This window comes from Actinacidiphila alni (genome assembly GCF_900112845.1).
GTDB classification, from domain to species: Bacteria; Actinomycetota; Actinomycetes; order Streptomycetales; family Streptomycetaceae; genus Actinacidiphila; species Actinacidiphila alni.
Window position 1 is genome coordinate 38,145 of sequence record NZ_FONG01000023.1, and the last position, 17,474, is coordinate 55,618.

Genomic DNA, 17,474 nt, shown 5'->3' on the forward strand with positions numbered 1-17,474 from the left:
TTCGGACGCGGGTCGCCGGCGGCGGTGCCGACCCGGACACCCGTGCCCTGAGCCACATCGGCCGTGGTGGCGTTGACACAAAGTCACGGCGCTCCTACGGTTTCGGCTACGGGACCTACTAAGCGGTCGCTCATGTGTCCGGCGCGGGCCGGTCACGGGCGTGCCGCACCACCGGGCTGAGGAGATGCAGATGTCCACCACCGAGCAGCGCGTCGCGATCGTCACGGGGGCCGCGCGCGGAATCGGCGCCGCCACCGCGGTCCGCCTGGCCGCCGAGGGCCGCGCCGTCGCCGTACTCGACCTCGACGAGAACGCCTGCAAGGACACCGTCGAGACGATCACCGCGGCCGGCGGCCGGGCGATCGCGGTCGGCGCCGACGTCTCCGACGAGGCGCAGGTCGAGGCGGCCGTCGCGAAGGTGGTCCAGGAACTGGGCGCCCCCACCATCCTGGTGAACAACGCGGGCGTGCTCCGCGACAATCTGCTGTTCAAGATGAGCGTCTCCGACTGGGACACCGTCCTCGGCGTGCACCTGCGCGGCGCCTTCCTGATGACCCGCGCCGTGCAGAAGCACATGGTGGACGCGAAGTTCGGCCGCGTCGTCAACCTCTCCTCGTCCTCCGCGCTCGGCAACCGAGGCCAGGTCAACTACTCCGCCGCCAAGGCCGGAATGCAGGGCTTCACCAAGACCCTGGCCATCGAACTCGGCAAGTTCGGCGTCACCGCCAACGCCGTCGCGCCCGGCTTCATCGCCACCGACATGACCGCCGCCACCGCCGCCCGCGTCGGCATGGGCTTCGAGGACTTCAAGACCGCCGCCGCCACCCAGATCCCCGTCCAGCGGGTCGGTGTCCCGGACGACGTGGCGGGCGCCATCGCCTTCTTCACCGGTGACGACGCCGGCTTCGTCTCCGGCCAGGTGCTGTACGTCGCCGGCGGCCCGCTCGACTGACCCGCCGTCACCCACCCGCAGGCGGATCACCAGACAGGCCGGAGGCCCCCCATCATGACCCAGCTCCCCGACAGCGGTCGCGTCGCCCTCGTCACCGGCGCCAGCCGGGGCATCGGCTACGGCATCGCCGAAGCCCTCGTCGCCCGCGGCGACCGGGTGTGCGTCACCGGACGCAACGAGGACACCCTCAAGGAAGCCGTCGAGAAGCTCGGCGCCGACCGCGTCATCGGCGTCGCGGGCAAGGCCCACGACGAGGCGCACCAGGCCGTCGCCGTCGAACGCACCATGGAGGCGTTCGGCCGGATCGACTTTCTCGCCAACAACGCGGGCACCAACCCCGTGTACGGGCTGCTCGCCGACCTCGACCTCGGCGTCGCCCGCAAGGTCTACGAGACCAATGTCATCTCCGCGCTCGGCTTCGCCCAGAAGACCTGGCACGCGTGGCAGAAGGAGAACGGCGGCGCGATCGTCAACGTCGCCTCCATCGCGGGCGTCGCACCGTCGCCCTTCATCGGCGCCTACGGCATCAGCAAGGCCGCGATGATCAACCTCACGGCGCAGCTCGCCGCCGAGATGGCGCCCGGCGTCCGGGTCAACTCCGTGGCGCCCGCCGTGGTGAAGACCAAATTCGCCTCGGCGCTGTACGAGGGCCGCGAGGAGGAAGCGGCGGCGGCCTACCCGCTCAAGCGGCTCGGCGTGCCCGAGGACATCGGCGGCGCCGCCGCCTTCCTGCTCTCGGACCAGGCGGCCTGGATCACCGGCCAGAACCTGGTCATCGACGGCGGCCTCTTCCTCCAGGCGGGCGTCGGCTGACCCGTACGGGTCGCGGGTGCGGGCGGAGGCCCTTGCCTTCGTCCGTACTCCAGCGTGCACAGTCCTCGGGTGACCGGCCGCACCGGCCGGTCACCCGAGAACCGTCACGTTACGGAGACCACCCATGCATTACCGCACGCTCGCCGGCGGCACCGGACCCGAGGTCAGCGCCCTGTGCCTGGGCATCCTGCCGTTCGGCTCGTCCGTCGACGACGCCACGTCCTACGCGATCCTCGACCGCTTCGCCGAGGCAGGCGGCACCTTCGTCGACACGTCCAACAACTACGCGATCTGGGCGCCGGGCGGCACCGGCGACGAGAGCGAACTCCTGCTCGGCCGCTGGCTGCGCGACCGCGGCGCCCGGGACCGTACCGTCGTCGCCACCAAGGTCGGTGCCCGGCCGCCGGCCGGTTCCACCAAGATCTGGCCCGAGGTCTGGGAAGGGCTCTCGGCCAAGGTGATCCGGGCCGGCATCGAGGGCAGCCTGCGCCGGCTCGGCACCGACCACGTCGATCTGTACTACGCGCACGTCGAGGACCGCGACGTGCCGGTCACCGAGACCGTGGAAGCCTTCGCTGAGGTCGTCCGCAGCGGCGCCACCCGCGTCCTCGGCGTCAGCAACCACGCCGCGTGGCGGGTCGCGGCGGCCCGGCAGTACGCGGCCGACCAGGGGCTGCCCGGCTACACCTGCGTCCAGCAGCGCCACACCTATCTGTGGCCGGTGCCCGGCGGCGAGTGGGGCGCGCAGTGGTACGCCCGCGACGACGTGCAGGACATGATCGCCGCGAACGACGACATGACGCTCATGGCGTACGGACCGCTGATCCACGGTGCCTACACGCGCCCCGACAAGAAGCTGCTCGCCGAGTACGACCACCCGGTCTCGCACCGCAGGCTGGATGTACTGCGCGAGGTCGCCAAGGAGCTGGGCGCGACCCCCAACCAGGTGGTGCTCGCCTGGCAGATGGGCGGCGCGCTGCCGATCGTGCCGGTGGTCGGGGTGAGCAGCGTCGCCCAGCTCGACGAGGCGCTCGCGGCGGTGGACCTGGACCTCGGCCCGGAGCTGCGGGCCCGGCTCGACGCGGTGTGAGCCGTCCGGCGGGGCCGGGCGGTACGCGTTGTCAGTGGGTGACGGTACGTTCTGTGGCAGTGACAACGCCATCGATGGCCGGAGGTTCCTGACGTGCCCAGCATGCTGCCCGACTCCTGGGAGACCGTTCTCGGCGAGGAGTTGGACAAGCCGTATTTCCAGCAGCTCACCGACTTCGTCGAGGCCGAGCGGCGGGAGCACCGGATCTTCCCGCCGCGCGACGAGGTCTTCGCCGCGCTGGAGGCGACACCCTTCAACCGCGTCAAGGTGCTGATCCTCGGTCAGGACCCCTACCACGGCGAGGGACAGGGGCACGGCCTGTGCTTCTCGGTGCGCCCCGGGGTGAGGACCCCGCCGTCGCTGCGGAACATCTTCAAGGAGATGAAGGAGGAACTGGGCCACCCGATCCCGGACAACGGCTATCTGATGCCGTGGGCCCAGCAGGGTGTGCTGCTGCTCAACGCGGTGCTCACCGTCCGCGAGGGCGAGGCCAACTCGCACAAGGGCAAGGGCTGGGAGAAGTTCACCGACGCGGTCATCAAGGCCGTGGCGACCCGCCCCGACCCGGCGGTGTTCGTGCTGTGGGGCAATTACGCGAAGAAGAAGCTGCCGCTGATCGACACCGAGCGGCACGCCGTCGTGCAGGGCGCCCACCCCTCGCCGCTGTCGGCGAAGCTCTTCATGGGCAGCCGCCCCTTCACACAGATCGACAAGGCCGTCGCCGACCAGGGGCACGCCCCGATCGACTGGCGCATCCCGGATCTGGGGGTGTCCGCGGGTTAGCGTCGTGCCCGAGACGAGGAGGCTCGGGTGGACGAACGGGACGGGCCGGGTGAACCGGACGCGATGATGGGCCGGATCGGCCAGGTCGTCATGCTGCTGCACGCCGGGGACCGGGAGGAGGCCAGGATCCGGTTCGCGGCGCTGTGGGAGGAGATCGGGGAGCAGGGCGACCCGCTGCACCGCTGCACGCTGGCGCACTACATGGCCGACACCCAGGACGACCCCGAGGACGAACTGACCTGGGACCTCAGGGCGTTGCGGGCCGCCGACGCGCACACCGGCGGCGAGGACGGCCGGCGGATCCTGGGCTTCTACCCCTCGCTCCACCTCAATCTCGCCGCCGACTACTGGAAGGTGGACGAGGCCCGGCTCGCCCGCAGCCATCTGGGCCTGGCCCGCGAGGCGTGCGACGCGCTCGGCGACGACGCGTACGGGGACGGCGTGCGGGCGGCCGTCGGCCGGATGGAACTGCGGGTGCTGGGCTCCGACCAGCTTCCGTAGCGGCCGGTGTCCCGCCGTGCCGGCTGGACCGGTCGGGACGGGACCGGACAGGACGGGACGGGACCGGTCGGGACAGGATTGGACAGGGCTGGACGGGGCCCGACCGGGAGGTCAATCGCCGTAGGACCGGCGGCAGATCCGGGCCGCGTCGCTGTCCGCGGCCCAGCCGCCGTACGTCTCGCCGAGCGCGCAGACGCCCGCGCCGCCGGGCAGTGTCACGTCCGGCGGCTGCCGTTCGGCGGGCGGGGGCGCGGCCCGGCGCGAGCGGGGGACCGGCCGCTGTCCCGGCGTGGTGCCCGGGTGGGGCGCGGCGGCCTGCGGAGCGGGCCGCGGGCTGTGCGCCGGCACGGGCGACGGCGTCCTGACCGGCGCCGGGCCGGGCTCCGCCGTCGCCAGCACCGCGTGGTCCGGCGGCGGCAGCAGCACCCCGCCGTCCGGCACGGCCACCCTGGGCGCGGTGCCGCCGGTGGCGGGGACGGGGACCGGGGGAGCGGAGACGGTGGTGCACCCGGCAGCGGCGGAGGCCGCCACCAGGAGCACGACCACAGGTAAGCGGCGCATTCCGCCAACTGTGCCGAATGCCGCCGGGCCCGCCCAGACCCCGCAGGAGTGAGCCGCCGGGCGGCGCGTACCGTTCGCTCACCCGTACGGGTGCCCCTTGTCCGGCCCGTATGCTGCGGGGACACCGTCACGGGACACCGCGACGAGGAACGACAGGAGAGCAGCACATGGCATCCGGCGGCGCGCCCCTCAAGATCGGTGTGATCGGGCTCGGTGACATCGCGCAGAAGGCGTATCTGCCGGTCCTCACCGCGCAGCCGGATCTCGAACTCCACCTCCAGACCCGCACCCCCGCCACCCTGGAGCGGATCGGCGCCGCCTACCGGCTGCCGCACCGGCACACCGCGCTGGACACGCTGCTCGACCAGGGACTCGACGCCGCCTTCGTGCACGCCCCCACCGAGCACCACGTGGAGATCGCCGAGCGGCTGATCGAGGCGGGCGTCCCCACCTACGTCGACAAGCCGCTGGCCCGCGACGCGGCCGGCGCCCGCGGGCTGGTGGAGCTGGCCGAGGAACGCGGCGTCGCCCTCATGGCGGGCTTCAACCGCCGTTACGCGCCCGGCTACGCGCAGTGCCTTGACCACCCGCGCGACCTGATCCTCATGCAGAAGAACCGCGTCGGCCTCGCCGAGCAAGCGCGCGGCATGATCTTCGACGACTTCATCCATGTCGTCGACACCCTGCGCTTCCTGGCGCCCGGCACGATCCGCGACGTGCATGTGACCGCGAAGGTCCGCGCCGGACTCGTCCACCACCTCGTGCTGCACCTGTCCGGCGACGGCTTCACCGCGATCGGCTCCATGAACCGGATGAGCGGCTCCACCGAGGAGAGCCTGGACGTCAGCGGCGACGACACCCGCCGCCAGGTGCTCAACCTCGCCGAGATCGTCGACCACAAGGGGCAGCCCAGCGTGCGGCGCCGCGGCGACTGGGTGCCCGTCGCCCGGCAGCGCGGCATCGAGCAGATCACCCTCGCCTTCCTCGACGCCGTCCGCGCGGGCAAGACGCTCGACGCCCGCGACGCGCTGGCCACCCACGAACTGTGCGAGCGGATCGTCACCGAGGTGCGGGAGCGGACCGGCTGACCCACCACCGGCGGGCCTCGTACGCGGCGGCCACCACCAGCAGCGCCAGGGCCAGCCGCGGCACCCAGTCGCCGAACCGGTCGTACGGGCTGCGGCCGGCCGCCAGCGGTACGTCGTAGACGGTGGCGGCGCTCGCGCTCTGCGGCATCCGGTGCCCCACCGCGTGCCCGTTCGCGTCGTACACCGCGGTGATGCCGGTCAGCGTCGCGTGCACCATCGGCCGCCAGCTCTCCGCCGCCCGCAGCGCCGCGAGCGACGCGTGCTGCGCGGGCGCCCACGAGCCCTGGAAGGACGAGGTGGACGACTGCGCCACCAGCAACTGGGCGCCCATGTCCGCCAGATGACGGCTCATGTCGGGGAACGCGGACTCGAAGCAGACCATCGGCCCGATCCGTACCGCCGGGGTGTCCATCACCACCTGGTGGTCGCCGCGCTGCCGGTCCTCGCCCGCCGCCTTGCCGACGGAGGTCGCCCAGCCGAGCAACGAGCGGAAAGGCACGTACTCGCCGAAGGGCACCAGCCGCATCTTGTCGTACGCGGGCCCCGTCACCCCGGCCGGGCCGATCAGCGCGGACGTCTTGGAGATGCCGGTGCCGTCGGCCCGCTCGGCGTCCACATTGACCAGGATGTCGGCGCCGACCGCGCGGGACAGCGCCGCGAGCCGGTCGGCGACGTCCGGCCGGGAGGTCAGATCGACGCCGACGCTGCTCTCGCCCCACACCACCAGATCCGGGTGGCTGCCCACCAGACCGCGGGTGAGCGCCGCCTGGCGGTCGAAGCGGGCGTCGGGCCCGACGATCACACCCGGCTGGACGACCGCTATGCGGACCGCGCCCGCGCGCTGCGGATGCGGCGCCCACAGCCACACCACACCGGTCAGCGTCGCGGCGCCCGCGAGCGCCGTGGCCGCCGGTCTGCGGACCGCGGGCACCGCGACCAGGGCGGTCAGCGCCGTGTTGACCAGCACCACCAGCGCGCTCACCAGCCAGACCCCGCCGACCGACGCCAGCCGCAGCGCGGGCCGCACCTGCCACTGGCTCGCGCCCAACAGCCCCCAGGGGCCGCCCAGATACTGCCAGGAGCGCACCAGCTCCACCATCAGCCACCCGCAGGGCACCAGCACCATCGCGACGGCGGCCCGGCGCGGCCCCGTCCCGTCACCGAGCAGCCGCCGCACCAGCCAGCCCCACGGCGCCCACAGGGCGCCGAGCAGCAGTGCCAGCACCACGATGAAGACATTGAGGCTCGCGAACAGCCAGTGGTGCACCGCCAGCATGAAGCCCGCGCCGCCCAGCCAGCCGTCCACCGCGGCCCGTCGCGCGGTGCGCGCGGACCGCGCGAGCAGCATCCACGGCACCAGCGCCGCGTAGGCCAGCCACCACAGCGCGGGAGCGGGGAAGGCGAGCGCGGGCAGCGCCCCGGCAGCGGCGGCGCCGAACCCGCGGATCCACGGCGAGGAGAGCCGGGCCCGCCGCTCCTGGACCGTGACCGTCATACGCGCTCCTCGATGGCGTCAATGGTCCCCCGTACGGGCCCGCTCGGGCCGTCCTCCTGGCACCGGCCTACCCTGCGCGGACCGCCGCACACCGGCGTGCGCGCGGCGCGCGGGCGCACGCGGGGCGTCCCACCGCGCCCCGCACGGCCGGCCGTGCGGACCGGACCGCCGTCAACCGCTGTCAGTCACCGTCAGCCGCCGTCAGTCGCCGTCCCGGTCGTCCAGCTCCGCGAGATCCTCGGCAGCCGGAGCGGTGGCCAGCGCGCGCCGCCGTACGACGCCGAAGGCCGCCGCCGCGGCACCCGTGAAGGCCACCGCCACCACCCACGGCCGGTCCAGGACGTGCCCGGTCGCATGGTCGAGCGAGTAACGGCCAGGGCCGGCCACACCGAGCGCCGCGGCGCAGAAGCCGAGGAAGGCCGGGTACTCGAAGCCGCCCGAGGTGGCGAAGAAACCGGCGGGCGCGTGGACGGAGACGGCGCCCGCCATCGCTCCGGCCGCGGCGGCGCCCGCCGCGGGAGTGGCGAGACCGAGGACCAGCAGCGCCCCGCCGCCGGCCTCGCCGAGACCCGCCGCGACGGCGCTCTGGCGCTCCGGCCGGAAACCCATCCGTTCCATGGCCGCCGCGGTGCCGTCGATCCCGCCGCCGCCGAACCAGCCGAAGAGCTTCTGCGCGCCGTGCGCGAAGAGCACCCCGCCGGTCCCGGCGCGCAGCGCCAGCAGTCCGAGATCCTTACGGTGCGCGAGTGCCATGACCGGGTCCTCTCCCTGCCGCGGGCCCCGGTCCTGACCGCCGCAGGACCGCCGGGCTGCTCCCAGTCTTCCCGGTCGGTACGGGATGCCGCCGTCGGTGGCGGGCCGTACGGGCGACGCGGCGGCCTACGGACGCGGTGGCGGCCCGGCTCAGGGCAGCCGGTTCCAGGCGGTCAGGACATGACGGCCGTGCTCGATGCCGAGCCGGCTGACCGTGCCGGTGGCGAGCTGGAACAGCGCGCCGTCGGCGGGCGGCAGCCCGAGCCTGCGGGCGGTCAGCACCCGCAGGAAGTGCGCGTGCGCGACCAGCACCACATCGCCGCCGTCGCCATTGGTGAACGCCGCGTCGGTCCTGGCCAGCATGCGGTCGGCGCGCTCGCCGACCTGGTCGGGCGTTTCCCCCGGATGGCCCTCGGGGCCCGGCACGACCCCGTCGGTCCACAGGTCCCAGTCCGGGCGGGTGCGGTGGATGTCGCGGCTGGTGACGCCCTCGTAGCCGCCGTAGTCCCACTCGTGCAGATCGGCGTCCACCCGCGGGTGCTCGAGGCCGGCCAGCTTCGCGGTGTCCCGGGCGCGCTGCAACGGGCTGGTGATCACGCAGGAGATGTGCCGGGAGGCCAGCAGCGGCGCCAGCGAACGGGCCTGTTCCTCACCGTTCGCGGTGAGCGGCAGATCGGTCCAGCTGGTGTGCTGGCCGGTCAGGGTCCACTCGGTCTCACCGTGGCGGATCAGTACCAGTTCACCCATCGGGACACCTCCTGCGGCGCCCCTCGGCGCCCCGTAGTGATCATACGTCCGGCGGTCGGCGTCAGTAGGATGACGGCCTGGCCACCTCCTTCCGCCCGCGCGTGAACAGACAGCAGCACAGGAGCCGGTATGAACGACGCTGCCCGTACCTACGACGTGATCGTCATCGGAGCGGGACCGGTGGGTGAGAATCTCGCCGACCGCACCCAGGCCGCGGGCCTCAGCACCGTCATCGTGGAGAGCGAACTGGTCGGCGGTGAGTGCTCGTACTGGGCGTGCATGCCGAGCAAAGCGCTGCTGCGGCCGGTGGTCGCGCGCGCCGACGCGCGCCGGCTGCCCGGGCTGAGCCAGGCGGTCGGCGGGCCGCTGGACGCCGCCGCGGTCCTCGGCCGCCGCGACGAGTTCACCTCGCACTGGAAGGACGACGGGCAGGTCGGCTGGCTGGAGTCGGTCGGTGTCGACCTCGTGCGTGGCCACGGCCGGCTCGACGGCGCCAAGCAGGTGGCGGTGCGCACCCCGGAGGGCGGGACCGTACGGCTGACCGCGCGGCACGCCGTCGCCGTCTGCACCGGCACCTCGGCCGCGCTGCCGAAGATGCCGGGCATCCACGACATCAACGCGTGGACCAGCCGCGAGGCGACCAGCGCCAAGGAGGTGCCCGGGCGTCTGGTGGTGGTCGGCGGCGGTGTCGTGGCCGTCGAGATGGCCACGGCCTGGCGGGCGCTGGGCTCCGAGGTCACCATGCTCGTCCGCGGCGACGGGCTGCTCGACCGCATGGAGCCCTTCGTCGGCGAACTGGTCACCGAGGGGCTGCGCGAGGCGGGCGTCGACGTCCGCTTCGGGGTGAACGTGCCGGTCGTGGAGCGCGACGGCGCGCACGGCGAGGTACGGGTCGGTCTTGAGGGCGGCGGCCGGGTCGTCGCGGACGAGATCCTCTTCGCCACGGGGCGCGCGCCGCGCACGGGGGACCTGGGTCTGGAGACGGTCGGGCTCTCCGCCGGGGACTGGCTCACCGTGGACGCCACCTGCCGCGTCACCGGTGTCGCCGACGGCTGGCTCTACGCCGCGGGCGACGTCAATCACCGTGCGCTCCTCACCCACCAGGGCAAGTACCAGGGGCGGATCGCTGGCGCCGTCATCGCGGCCCGCGCCAAGGGCGAGCCCGTGGACGACGCGCCGTGGGGCGCGCACGCCGCCACCGCCGACGAGGCGGCCGTCCCGCAGGTCGTCTTCACCGACCCCGAGGCGGCCTCGGTCGGCCTCACCGCCGCCGAGGCGGAGCGCCTCGGGCGCCGTACGAAGGTGGTCGACTACGACCTCGCCCAGGTCGCCGGCGCGAGCCTGTACGCCGACGGTTACCGCGGGCGCGCCCGCATGGTCGTCGACCTCGACCGCAACGTCCTGCTCGGTGTGACCTTCGTCGGGGCCGGCGTCGGGGAATTGCTGCACTCCGGCACGGTCGCGGTCGCCGGTGAGGTCCCCCTCGACCGCCTCTGGCACGCCGTCCCCGCCTACCCGACCATCAGCGAGGTCTGGCTCCGCCTCCTGGAAACCCTCCGCGGCTGACCCCGCCCACGGTCCCCTCCCGCGGAGGAGGGTGCCCGATCGCACGTACGGCACTGCTGACGCGGGCCGTCAGCAGACGTCAACAGCGGTCAGCCCGCGGCGAGTTCGGCGTAGAGCGCGGACGGGTCGGCGGCGAGACCGGCCTTGACCTGGCGGCTGAGGTCGTCGGCCAGCACCTCGTGCAGCCCGGCCTCGATGCCGTCGAGCGCGAGCCGTGCGACCTTCGCGGGGTCCTCCTTGGGCGCGTCGACGTCGGCGGCCATGTCGGTGTCCATGTAGCCGACGTGCAGTCCGGTGACCTGGGTGCCCTGGCCGCGCAGCGCCAGCCGGAGCGCGTTGGTCAGCGACCATTCCGCGGACTTGGCCGCGGAGTAGACGGGCACGGAGGGCACGGTGACCCAGGACAGCACCGACAGCACATTGAGGACCGCGCTGTCGCCGCCGCGCGCCAGGACGGGCGCGAAGGCGCGGGTCACGTCGAGGGTGCCGAAGACATGGGTCTCGAACTCGTTCCTGACCGCGTCGAGGTCGCCGCTGAGCAGGTCCACCTGGCTGATCGCACCCGCGTTGTTGATCAGCAGGGTGACGTCGTCGGCCTGTTCGGCAGCGGCGCGCACCGACGCGGGGTCGGTGATGTCCAGCGCGATCGGCACCGCGCCGGGCACGGTCACGGACGCGGGATTGCGGGCGGCGGCGTAGACCTTGGCCGCGCCGCCGTCGAGAAGGGCCCTGACGAACTTCTCGCCGAGGCCGCGGTTGCCTCCGGTGACGAACGCCACGGCGCCGTTGATCTGCATGGAAGTGCCTTTCGTACGCGTCGGCCGACCGAGGAAACCGATCGGTTTCCACCACTGTAGACCGATCGGTTTCCGATGCCAAGCCAGCGCGGTAACCTCGGCGTATGACCACCACGCAGAAGCCGGGACCGCGCGACCGGCTGCTCGACGCCGCGGCAGGGCTCTTCTACCGGGAAGGCGTCGCCACCGGCATCGACGCGCTGTGCAAGGCCGCCGGAGTGTCCAAGCGGTCGATGTACCAGCTCTTCGCGAGCAAGGACGAGGTGCTGGCCGCCGCGCTCGAACGGCAGGGGCCGGTGGTCGACGCGCGTCTGCTGCCGCCGCCCGGGGAACCCGCCGCGCCGCGCGACCGGGTGCTGTACGTCTTCGAGCGCATGGAGGAGGTCGCCGCGGGCGACGGCTACCGCGGCTGCCCCTTCCTGGCCGCCCAGGTCGAACTCAAGGACCCCGAGCACCCGGCCAGCGTCGTGGCCCGCCGCACCAAGCAGGGCCTCACCGACTTCTTCCGGGCCGAGGCCGCACGCGCCGCCGTCGCCGATCCCGAGCTGCTGGCCCGCCGGCTCACCCTGATCTTCGACGGCGCCAGCGCCCGCGCCGGAATCGGTGTGGAGGTCCTCGACGGCCTCGCCGTCACCACCGCCGCCGCCGTCCTGGACGCGGCGGGCATGACGGCGGGGCCGGCCGGCGAGGCGGCGGCGCAGGTGCCCGGCCGGCGCTAGTCGAGCAGATCCACCTCCGCGAGCTTCCCGCTCGCCACGTCGAAGACGAAGCCGCGCACCGCGTCGGTGTGCGGGATGAAGGGGCTGCGGCGGATCCGGGCCGCCGACTGGCGGACATCCGTCTCCAGGTCGGCGAAGGCTTCCGCCGCCCACGGCGGCTTGACGCCGGTCTCCTCGCGGATGCCCTCACGGAAGGCGTCGTCGATGAAGGTCAGCATCCCGCAGTCGGTGTGGTGGATCAGGATGATCTCCCGCGTGCCGAGCAGCCGCTGACTGATCGTCAGCGAACGGATCGCGTCGTCGGTCGCCACGCCGCCGGCGTTGCGGATCACATGCGAGTCGCCCTCGGCGAGCCCCAGCGCGCCGTAGACGTTCAACCGGGCGTCCATGCAGGCCAGGACGGCGGTGCGCCGCGCGGGCGGCAGCGGCAGCGGGCCCCGGAAGCGCGCCGCGTAGGCGGCGTTGTTGTGGAGATAGTCGTCGGTGACGGTCGGCGGACGGGCTGGGGCGGAATCGTCGGTCACGGGAGTCTCCTCGTCGGTCGACGCGGTGGGGTCATGCGGACCGCCGCCACGCCTCGGCCAGCAGGTCGTTGGAGCGGATCCGGTCCTGGTGGTCGTGGGTGATGGTGGTGACCAGCAACTCATCGGCACCCGTGGCCTGTTGAAGAGTGCGCAGCCGTTCCACCACGGTTTCGGGGGCGCCGGCGAACTGGGTGCGGACCCGGTCCTCGACCAACGCCCGCTCCTGCGCGGTCCACGGATGGGCCGCGGCCTCCTCCGGGGTCGGGAAGGGGATCGCACCGCGTCCCGAGCGGATGCTGTGCACCCACAGCGCGTACGGCGACGCCAGGTGCCGGGCCGTCGCGTCGTCGTCGGCGACCACCACATCGGCGGAGACCAGCACATGCGGCTCGTCGAGCACCGCCGAGGGCACGAACGCCTTGCGGTACGCGTCCACCGCCTCGATGACGGCCGCCGGGCTGACGTGGTAGTTCGCCGCGAAGGGCAGGCCGAGGGCGCCCGCGGCCTTGGCGCTCGCCCCGCCGCTGCTGCCCAGCACCCACACCTGGAGGTCGGCGCCCTCGCCGGGCACCGCGTGCGCCTCCAGCCCCTCCGGGGTCCGGTAGTCACCGCGCAACAGGCCCAGGATCTGGTCCAGTTGGTCACGGTAGTCCGGCAGCTCCGCACCCGGATACTGCACCAGCTGCGTATAGCGGGCCAGCAGCGGCGAACCGAGCAGCTGCGTGAAGTCGAACGGCGCCGGGATCAGCAACCCCTCGGGTGTGTACCGGGGTTCGGTGCGGCGCGGCGCCGGGGGAGCGGCGGGCGCGGCCGGCGCCTCGCCGTTCGCGGCGGGCTTGCGGAAGCCGGTACGGCCGAGGCCGAGGTCGATCCGGCCCGGGAACAGGGCGTCCAGCAGTCCGAATTCCTCCACCACCGACAGCGGTGTGCGGTGCCCGAGCTGGGCGGCGCCCGCGCCCACCCGGATGTGTGAGGTCGCCGCCGCGACCAGCTGGATCACCAGCGCGGGCGACACCCCGGCCACGCCGGTCGTCAGATGGTGCTCGGCCAGCCAGTAGCGGGCGTAGCCGGCGGCCTCCGCGCGCCGCGCGAGATCCACCGTGTTGTGCAGCGCCTGCGCCGCCGTGGAGCCCGAACTGATCGGCGACAGATCGAGGATGGACAGCGGCACCGTCGCCGCGGGCGTGCGCGGGCCGGCGGCGTTCGCGGCCTTGGTGCCGGGAGAAGCCGGGGAATCCGGGGAAACGGTCATGCCGCGTCGCCCTCCTTCGAGACGGTACGCAGGGTGTCGGGGGAGTCGGGGTTCACCGGGGCCCAGGCCCACGGCGGATCGGGAATCTCCTTGCGCAGCACGGGCGCCACCTCGGACTGGAAGCGCTCCAGCGACGACCGGTGCTGCGCGGCGGTCAACCCGCTCGCGTCGGCGTGCACATGGAGCACGCTGTGGCCCAGCCGCTCGTGGTAGCGGTGCACCTTGTCGACGATCTGCTGCGGGCTGCCGATCAGCGCGGAGCTGCGCTCCACGAAGTCCTCCAGCGTCCCGAAGACCACCGGCAGACCGACCTGCCGCTGGAAGGCGAGCGTGCTCTCGAAGATCGGCCGGTAGACCTCCAGCGCCTCCTGCGAGGTCCTGGCCACGTACAGCCCTGCCGAGCCCGCGCCGACGGTCAGGGCCGCCGGATCGTGCCCGTAGAAGGCCCAGCGCTCCCGGTAATAGCGGACCAGTTCGGCGTACGGCTCGACCGGGTTGGTGACGTTCGCCGAGAACAGCGGGTCGCCGTAGCGGGCGGCGAGGTCCACGGACTCCTTGCTGGTCGCGCTGCCGTGCCAGACCCGGATCGGCCGCTGGTACGGGCGCGGCCACACCTCGGCGTCGGTCAGCTCCGGCCGGAAACGGGTCCGCGCGGTCACCTTGTCCTGGCGCCAGAGCTGCCGGAAGACCTCGTAGCTCTCGGCGTTGCGGTCCCACTGGTCCTCGGGCGTGACATGGAACAGCTCGCGCTGCGCGGTGCCGTTGCCCTTGCCGATGATCAGGTCGAGGCGGCCCTCGGCGAGATGGTCGAGCGTCGCGTAGTCCTCGTACGCGCGGACCGGGTCGAGCAGGCTCAGCGTCGTGACGGCCGTGAAGAGCCGGATCCGCCGGGTGAGCGCGGCGACATGGCTGAGCACCACGGTCGGCGCGGACGAGATGAACGGCCGTTCGTGCCGCTCCCCGACGCCGAACCCGTCGAAGCCCAGCTCCTCGGCGAGCACCGCGTTGTCCAGCACTTCCTGGAAGCGCTCCTGCGTGGACGGCAGCACGCCCGTGACCGGGTCGGGCCGGTGCACGATGAGCGTGATGGCGAGGAATCTCATGCCACCGACTCCGCCACGGACGCGCCGCCGTTCCCGGCGTCCGGGTGCGCCAGGCCGAGGTGGTCGCGGAGCGTCGTGCCCTCGTACTCGGTGCGGAACACCCCGCGCTCCTGGAGCAGCGGCACGACACGGTCGGCGAAGCCGTCGAGGCCGCCGGGCGTGATGTGCGGGACGAGGATGAAGCCGTCACTGGCGTCGGCCTGCACGAAGGAGTCGATGGTCTCCGCGATCGTGGCGGGGGAGCCGACGAAGGACTGCCGGTTGCCGGTCTCGATCACCAGGTCCCGGATGGACCACTTGTTGGCCTCGGCCAGCTCGCGCCACTCCCGGGCGGTCGCCAGCGGGTCGCGGTACATCCGCACCTGCGCCCGGCCGCGGGCGACGGTGTGTTCGCCGAGGTCCGGGTCGATCTCGGGCAGCGGCCCGTCCGGGTCGTAGCTCGACAGGTCGCGGTTCCAGACGAATTCCAGGTGCTTGATCGCGGTCGCGCCGCTGACCTGGAGCCGGCGCACCTCGCGGGACAGCTCCTCGGCCTCCGCGTCGGTGTCGGCCAGGACGAAGGTCGCGGCGGGCAGGATCAGCAGCTGCTCGGGCCTGCGGCCGTACCGGGCCAGCCGTCCCTTGACGTCGGTGTAGAACGCCTGCCCCTCCTTGAGGGTGCTGTAGCGGCTGAAGATCGCGTCCGCGCCCGCTGCCGCGAATTCCCGGCCCTCGTCGGAGTCGCCCGCCTGGAAGATCACCGGCCGCCCCTGGGGACTGCGCGGCACATTGAACTGCCCGGCGATGTCGAACTGCGGCCCCTTGTGCGCGAAGGCACCGGCCCGCGCGTCCCGCAGGAAGGTCCCGGTCGCGGGGTCGGCGACGATCTCGTCGCCGCGCCAGGAGTCGAAGAGTTCGTTCGCGGTCGCCAGGAATTCCTTCGCCCGCGCATAGCGGTCCTGCTGCGGCAGGAAGCCGCCCCGGCGGAAATTCTCCCCGGTGAAAGCGTCCCAGGAGGTGACGACGTTCCACGCCGCCCGGCCGTCGGAGAGGTGGTCGAGACTCGCGAACTGCCGGGCCACCTCGTACGGTTCGTTGAAGGTCGAGTTGATCGTGCCGGTCAGGCCGATGCGTTCGGTCACCGCGGCCAGCGCGGCCAGTACGGTGAAGGTGTCGGGGCGGCCGACGACGTCCAAGTCGTAGATCTGGCCGCCCTGTTCGCGCAGCCGCAGACCTTCGGCGAGGAAGAGGAAGTCGAATTTGGCGCGCTCGGCGGTGCGCGCGAAATGGCTGAAGGATGCGAATTCGATATGACTGCCGGCGGCCGGATCGCTCCACACCGTCGTGTTGTTGACGCCGGGGAAGTGGGCCGCGAGGTGGATCTGCTTCAGGGGCTTGCTCATGACGGTCGGATCCTCCGGCTCAGGCGCTGGTGGTGGCGTAGCGGTTCGCGGGGCGGGCGAGCCCCAGCAGGCCGCGCAGCGTGCCGGCCTCGTAAGCGCGGCGGAAGGCGCCGCGGGACTGCAACTCGGGCACCAGGCCCCGGGTGATCACGGGCAGGTCGTGGGCGAGCGCCGCGGGCCGCAGCCGGTAGCCGGTGAGCCCGGCGGCCCGCCACTCCAGCAGCAGGTCGGCCAGCTCCGCGGGCGTCCCGGCGAAGATCTCGGCGTCGCTGGTGTACGGCGCCTCCAGCAGCCCGTCCAGCCGGTCCCTGCGGGCCCGGGCCGCCGCGCCGTCCTCGTCGAGGAACACCACCAGGTCACCGAAGACGTGCACGGTGTCCGCCGCGCGGCCCGCCGCCTCCTGCTCGGTACGGATCTCGGCGACGATCCCCGCCGCCTGCGCCGCGTCGTGCGGGGTCACATAGCCGATGTCGGCCGAGCGGGCCACCAGCCGGTACGGCACCGTCGCGTGCGCGAGCGCGGTCACCGGGGGCTGGCCCTGCGGCGGGCGCGGGGTGATCGAGGGGCCCTTGACGCTGAAGTGCCGCCCCTGGAAATCGATGTAGTGCAGCTTGTCGCGGTCGATGAAGCGGCCGGTGGCCACGTCCCTGATCTCCGCGTCGTCCTCCCAGCTGTCCCACAGCCGGCGGACCGCCTCCACGTAGTCGGCGGCCTCGTCGAAGAGATCGGTCACCAGCTCCTGGACGTGCGGCCGGTCGTACTCCTCGATCGTGAACGGCGGGAAGGTGCGGCGGCCGAAGTGCGCGGCCTCGTGCGGGCGGGCGGACACCTGCACCCGCAGGCCCGCCCGGCCGCCACTGACGTAGTCCAGGGTCGCGATCGCCTTGGACAGGTGGAACGGCTCGGTGTGCGTGGCGATCAGCGTCGGCACCAGGCCGATGTGCCGGGTCAGCGGCGCCACCCGGGAGGCGATCAGCACCGCGTCCAGCCGGCCGCGCACCTGGTCGGTGCGCTCGTCGGGGCCGCCGTAGCCACTGGTCTGGAGGCCGAGGGAGTCCTCGATGGTGACGAAGTCCAGCAGCCCGCGCTCCGCCTCGGCGACCGCGTCCGCCCAGTAGCCGGCGGTGAACAGCTCGTCGGCGCGGGCGCCGGGCTCGCGCCACGCGGCGGGGTGCCAGCCCGCGCCGTCCAGCGCGACCGCCAGGTGCAGAGGCGGCAGGGGGGACGGGGGGACCGAGGGGGAGGCAGGGGACGGCGAGGGCAGGTCTGACGACGGTTGTACGGACACGGCGAGGTGCCTTCCTGATCGACCGGATGAGGACACGACGGCCCGGTGGCGGTCGTGTCG

General features: G+C 73.1%; 18 protein-coding genes. 8 read left to right on the top strand and 10 right to left on the bottom strand.

Annotated elements, in window-relative coordinates:
- Positions 1-190: 190 nt before the first annotated feature.
- The 5 genes from fabG to BM076_RS29430 all read left to right on the top strand — a co-directional run bounded on the left by fabG (position 191) and on the right by BM076_RS29430 (position 4,139).
- Positions 191-952, top strand: coding sequence for a 3-oxoacyl-ACP reductase FabG (gene fabG, locus BM076_RS29410; RefSeq protein WP_093716773.1), 762 nt, complete (start codon positions 191-193; stop codon positions 950-952).
- Between the two features lie 54 nt (positions 953-1,006).
- Positions 1,007-1,765 carry an SDR family oxidoreductase gene (locus BM076_RS29415; protein ID WP_093716774.1) on the top strand — a complete coding sequence of 253 codons (759 nt, stop codon included), beginning with the start codon at positions 1,007-1,009 and terminating at the stop codon, positions 1,763-1,765.
- A gap of 124 nt (positions 1,766-1,889) precedes the next feature.
- Positions 1,890-2,855 carry an aldo/keto reductase gene (locus BM076_RS29420; RefSeq protein ID WP_093716775.1) on the top strand — a complete coding sequence of 322 codons (966 nt, stop codon included), beginning with the start codon at positions 1,890-1,892 and terminating at the stop codon, positions 2,853-2,855.
- A 102-nt stretch (positions 2,856-2,957) separates the two neighbouring features.
- Positions 2,958-3,638 carry a uracil-DNA glycosylase gene (gene ung / locus BM076_RS29425; RefSeq protein WP_093716842.1) on the top strand — a complete coding sequence of 227 codons (681 nt, stop codon included), beginning with the start codon at positions 2,958-2,960 and terminating at the stop codon, positions 3,636-3,638.
- A gap of 27 nt (positions 3,639-3,665) precedes the next feature.
- Positions 3,666-4,139, top strand: coding sequence for a hypothetical protein (locus BM076_RS29430; RefSeq protein ID WP_407640728.1), 474 nt, complete (start codon positions 3,666-3,668; stop codon positions 4,137-4,139).
- A gap of 111 nt (positions 4,140-4,250) precedes the next feature.
- On the opposite strand, the gene BM076_RS29435 is transcribed toward BM076_RS29430, so the two are convergent.
- Positions 4,251-4,700 carry a hypothetical protein gene (locus BM076_RS29435; RefSeq protein WP_143120668.1) on the bottom strand — a complete coding sequence of 150 codons (450 nt, stop codon included), beginning with the start codon at positions 4,698-4,700 and terminating at the stop codon, positions 4,251-4,253.
- 167 nt (positions 4,701-4,867) lie between these two features.
- Here BM076_RS29435 and BM076_RS29440 point away from each other — a divergent pair, with 167 nt between their 5' ends.
- Positions 4,868-5,788, top strand: a complete 921-nt coding sequence (locus BM076_RS29440; RefSeq protein ID WP_093716777.1) for a Gfo/Idh/MocA family protein — start codon at positions 4,868-4,870, stop codon at positions 5,786-5,788.
- Here the strand turns inward: BM076_RS29440 and lnt are convergent.
- The 3 genes from lnt to BM076_RS29455 form a co-directional block, all read right to left on the bottom strand.
- Entirely contained in the window at positions 5,760-7,283 is a 1,524-nt protein-coding gene (lnt, locus tag BM076_RS29445; RefSeq protein ID WP_093716778.1) for an apolipoprotein N-acyltransferase, read from the bottom strand. The two genes, BM076_RS29440 and lnt, sit on opposite strands and share 29 nt — an antisense overlap.
- 201 nt (positions 7,284-7,484) lie before the next feature.
- A complete protein-coding gene (locus tag BM076_RS29450) occupies positions 7,485-8,036 on the bottom strand; it encodes a DoxX family protein (protein ID WP_093716779.1) in 552 nt (183 codons plus the stop codon).
- A 150-nt stretch (positions 8,037-8,186) separates the two neighbouring features.
- Entirely contained in the window at positions 8,187-8,783 is a 597-nt protein-coding gene (locus BM076_RS29455) for a histidine phosphatase family protein (protein WP_093716780.1), read from the bottom strand.
- A gap of 129 nt (positions 8,784-8,912) precedes the next feature.
- Between BM076_RS29455 and BM076_RS29460 the strand changes: the two genes are divergently transcribed.
- Positions 8,913-10,349, top strand: coding sequence for a dihydrolipoyl dehydrogenase family protein (locus BM076_RS29460; protein ID WP_177246673.1), 1,437 nt, complete (start codon positions 8,913-8,915; stop codon positions 10,347-10,349).
- 89 nt (positions 10,350-10,438) lie between these two features.
- On the opposite strand, the gene BM076_RS29465 is transcribed toward BM076_RS29460, so the two are convergent.
- Entirely contained in the window at positions 10,439-11,146 is a 708-nt protein-coding gene (locus BM076_RS29465) for an SDR family oxidoreductase (protein ID WP_093716781.1), read from the bottom strand.
- 104 nt (positions 11,147-11,250) lie between these two features.
- On the opposite strand from BM076_RS29465, the gene BM076_RS29470 reads away from it, so the two are divergent.
- Entirely contained in the window at positions 11,251-11,865 is a 615-nt protein-coding gene (locus BM076_RS29470) for a TetR/AcrR family transcriptional regulator (protein ID WP_093716782.1), read from the top strand.
- On the opposite strand, the gene BM076_RS29475 is transcribed toward BM076_RS29470, so the two are convergent.
- The 5 genes from BM076_RS29475 to BM076_RS29495 are packed head-to-tail and all read right to left on the bottom strand — an operon-like array spanning position 11,862 to position 17,390.
- The gene (locus BM076_RS29475) at positions 11,862-12,389 is read right to left on the bottom strand and encodes a beta-class carbonic anhydrase (RefSeq protein ID WP_245796500.1); all 528 of its coding nucleotides are present in this window, start codon (positions 12,387-12,389) and stop codon (positions 11,862-11,864) included. The genes BM076_RS29470 and BM076_RS29475 overlap by 4 nt on opposite strands.
- A 31-nt stretch (positions 12,390-12,420) precedes the next feature.
- Positions 12,421-13,641 (bottom strand): LLM class flavin-dependent oxidoreductase, encoded by a 1,221-nt coding sequence (locus BM076_RS29480; protein ID WP_093716784.1) that lies wholly within the window; start codon positions 13,639-13,641, stop codon positions 12,421-12,423.
- On the bottom strand, positions 13,638-14,744 hold the full coding sequence (locus BM076_RS29485; RefSeq protein WP_093716785.1) for an LLM class flavin-dependent oxidoreductase: 1,107 nt from the start codon (positions 14,742-14,744) through the stop codon (positions 13,638-13,640). The genes BM076_RS29480 and BM076_RS29485 overlap by 4 nt, the downstream gene beginning before the upstream one ends.
- Complete coding sequence (locus BM076_RS29490; protein ID WP_093716786.1) at positions 14,741-16,126, bottom strand: NtaA/DmoA family FMN-dependent monooxygenase; 1,386 nt, start codon at positions 16,124-16,126, stop codon at positions 14,741-14,743. Before BM076_RS29490 ends, BM076_RS29485 begins: the two co-directional genes overlap by 4 nt.
- Positions 16,127-16,145: 19 nt before the next feature.
- A complete protein-coding gene (locus tag BM076_RS29495; protein WP_093716845.1) occupies positions 16,146-17,390 on the bottom strand; it encodes an LLM class flavin-dependent oxidoreductase in 1,245 nt (414 codons plus the stop codon).
- Between the last annotated feature and the right edge of the window lie 84 nt (positions 17,391-17,474).

Coding starts and splice junctions, on each gene's coding strand:
- BM076_RS29465 (WP_093716781.1), bottom strand. CDS start 11,146: ATGCAGATCAACGGCGCCGTGGCGTTCGTCACCGGAGGCAACCGCGGC.
- BM076_RS29450 (WP_093716779.1), bottom strand. CDS start 8,036: ATGGCACTCGCGCACCGTAAGGATCTCGGACTGCTGGCGCTGCGCGCC.
- lnt (WP_093716778.1), bottom strand. CDS start 7,283: ATGACGGTCACGGTCCAGGAGCGGCGGGCCCGGCTCTCCTCGCCGTGG.
- BM076_RS29490 (WP_093716786.1), bottom strand. CDS start 16,126: ATGAGCAAGCCCCTGAAGCAGATCCACCTCGCGGCCCACTTCCCCGGC.
- BM076_RS29460 (WP_177246673.1), top strand. CDS start 8,913: ATGAACGACGCTGCCCGTACCTACGACGTGATCGTCATCGGAGCGGGA.
- BM076_RS29415 (WP_093716774.1), top strand. CDS start 1,007: ATGACCCAGCTCCCCGACAGCGGTCGCGTCGCCCTCGTCACCGGCGCC.
- BM076_RS29440 (WP_093716777.1), top strand. CDS start 4,868: ATGGCATCCGGCGGCGCGCCCCTCAAGATCGGTGTGATCGGGCTCGGT.
- BM076_RS29455 (WP_093716780.1), bottom strand. CDS start 8,783: ATGGGTGAACTGGTACTGATCCGCCACGGTGAGACCGAGTGGACCCTG.
- BM076_RS29470 (WP_093716782.1), top strand. CDS start 11,251: ATGACCACCACGCAGAAGCCGGGACCGCGCGACCGGCTGCTCGACGCC.
- BM076_RS29435 (WP_143120668.1), bottom strand. CDS start 4,700: ATGCGCCGCTTACCTGTGGTCGTGCTCCTGGTGGCGGCCTCCGCCGCT.
- fabG (WP_093716773.1), top strand. CDS start 191: ATGTCCACCACCGAGCAGCGCGTCGCGATCGTCACGGGGGCCGCGCGC.
- BM076_RS29485 (WP_093716785.1), bottom strand. CDS start 14,744: ATGAGATTCCTCGCCATCACGCTCATCGTGCACCGGCCCGACCCGGTC.
- BM076_RS29420 (WP_093716775.1), top strand. CDS start 1,890: ATGCATTACCGCACGCTCGCCGGCGGCACCGGACCCGAGGTCAGCGCC.
- BM076_RS29480 (WP_093716784.1), bottom strand. CDS start 13,641: ATGACCGTTTCCCCGGATTCCCCGGCTTCTCCCGGCACCAAGGCCGCG.
- ung (WP_093716842.1), top strand. CDS start 2,958: ATGCTGCCCGACTCCTGGGAGACCGTTCTCGGCGAGGAGTTGGACAAG.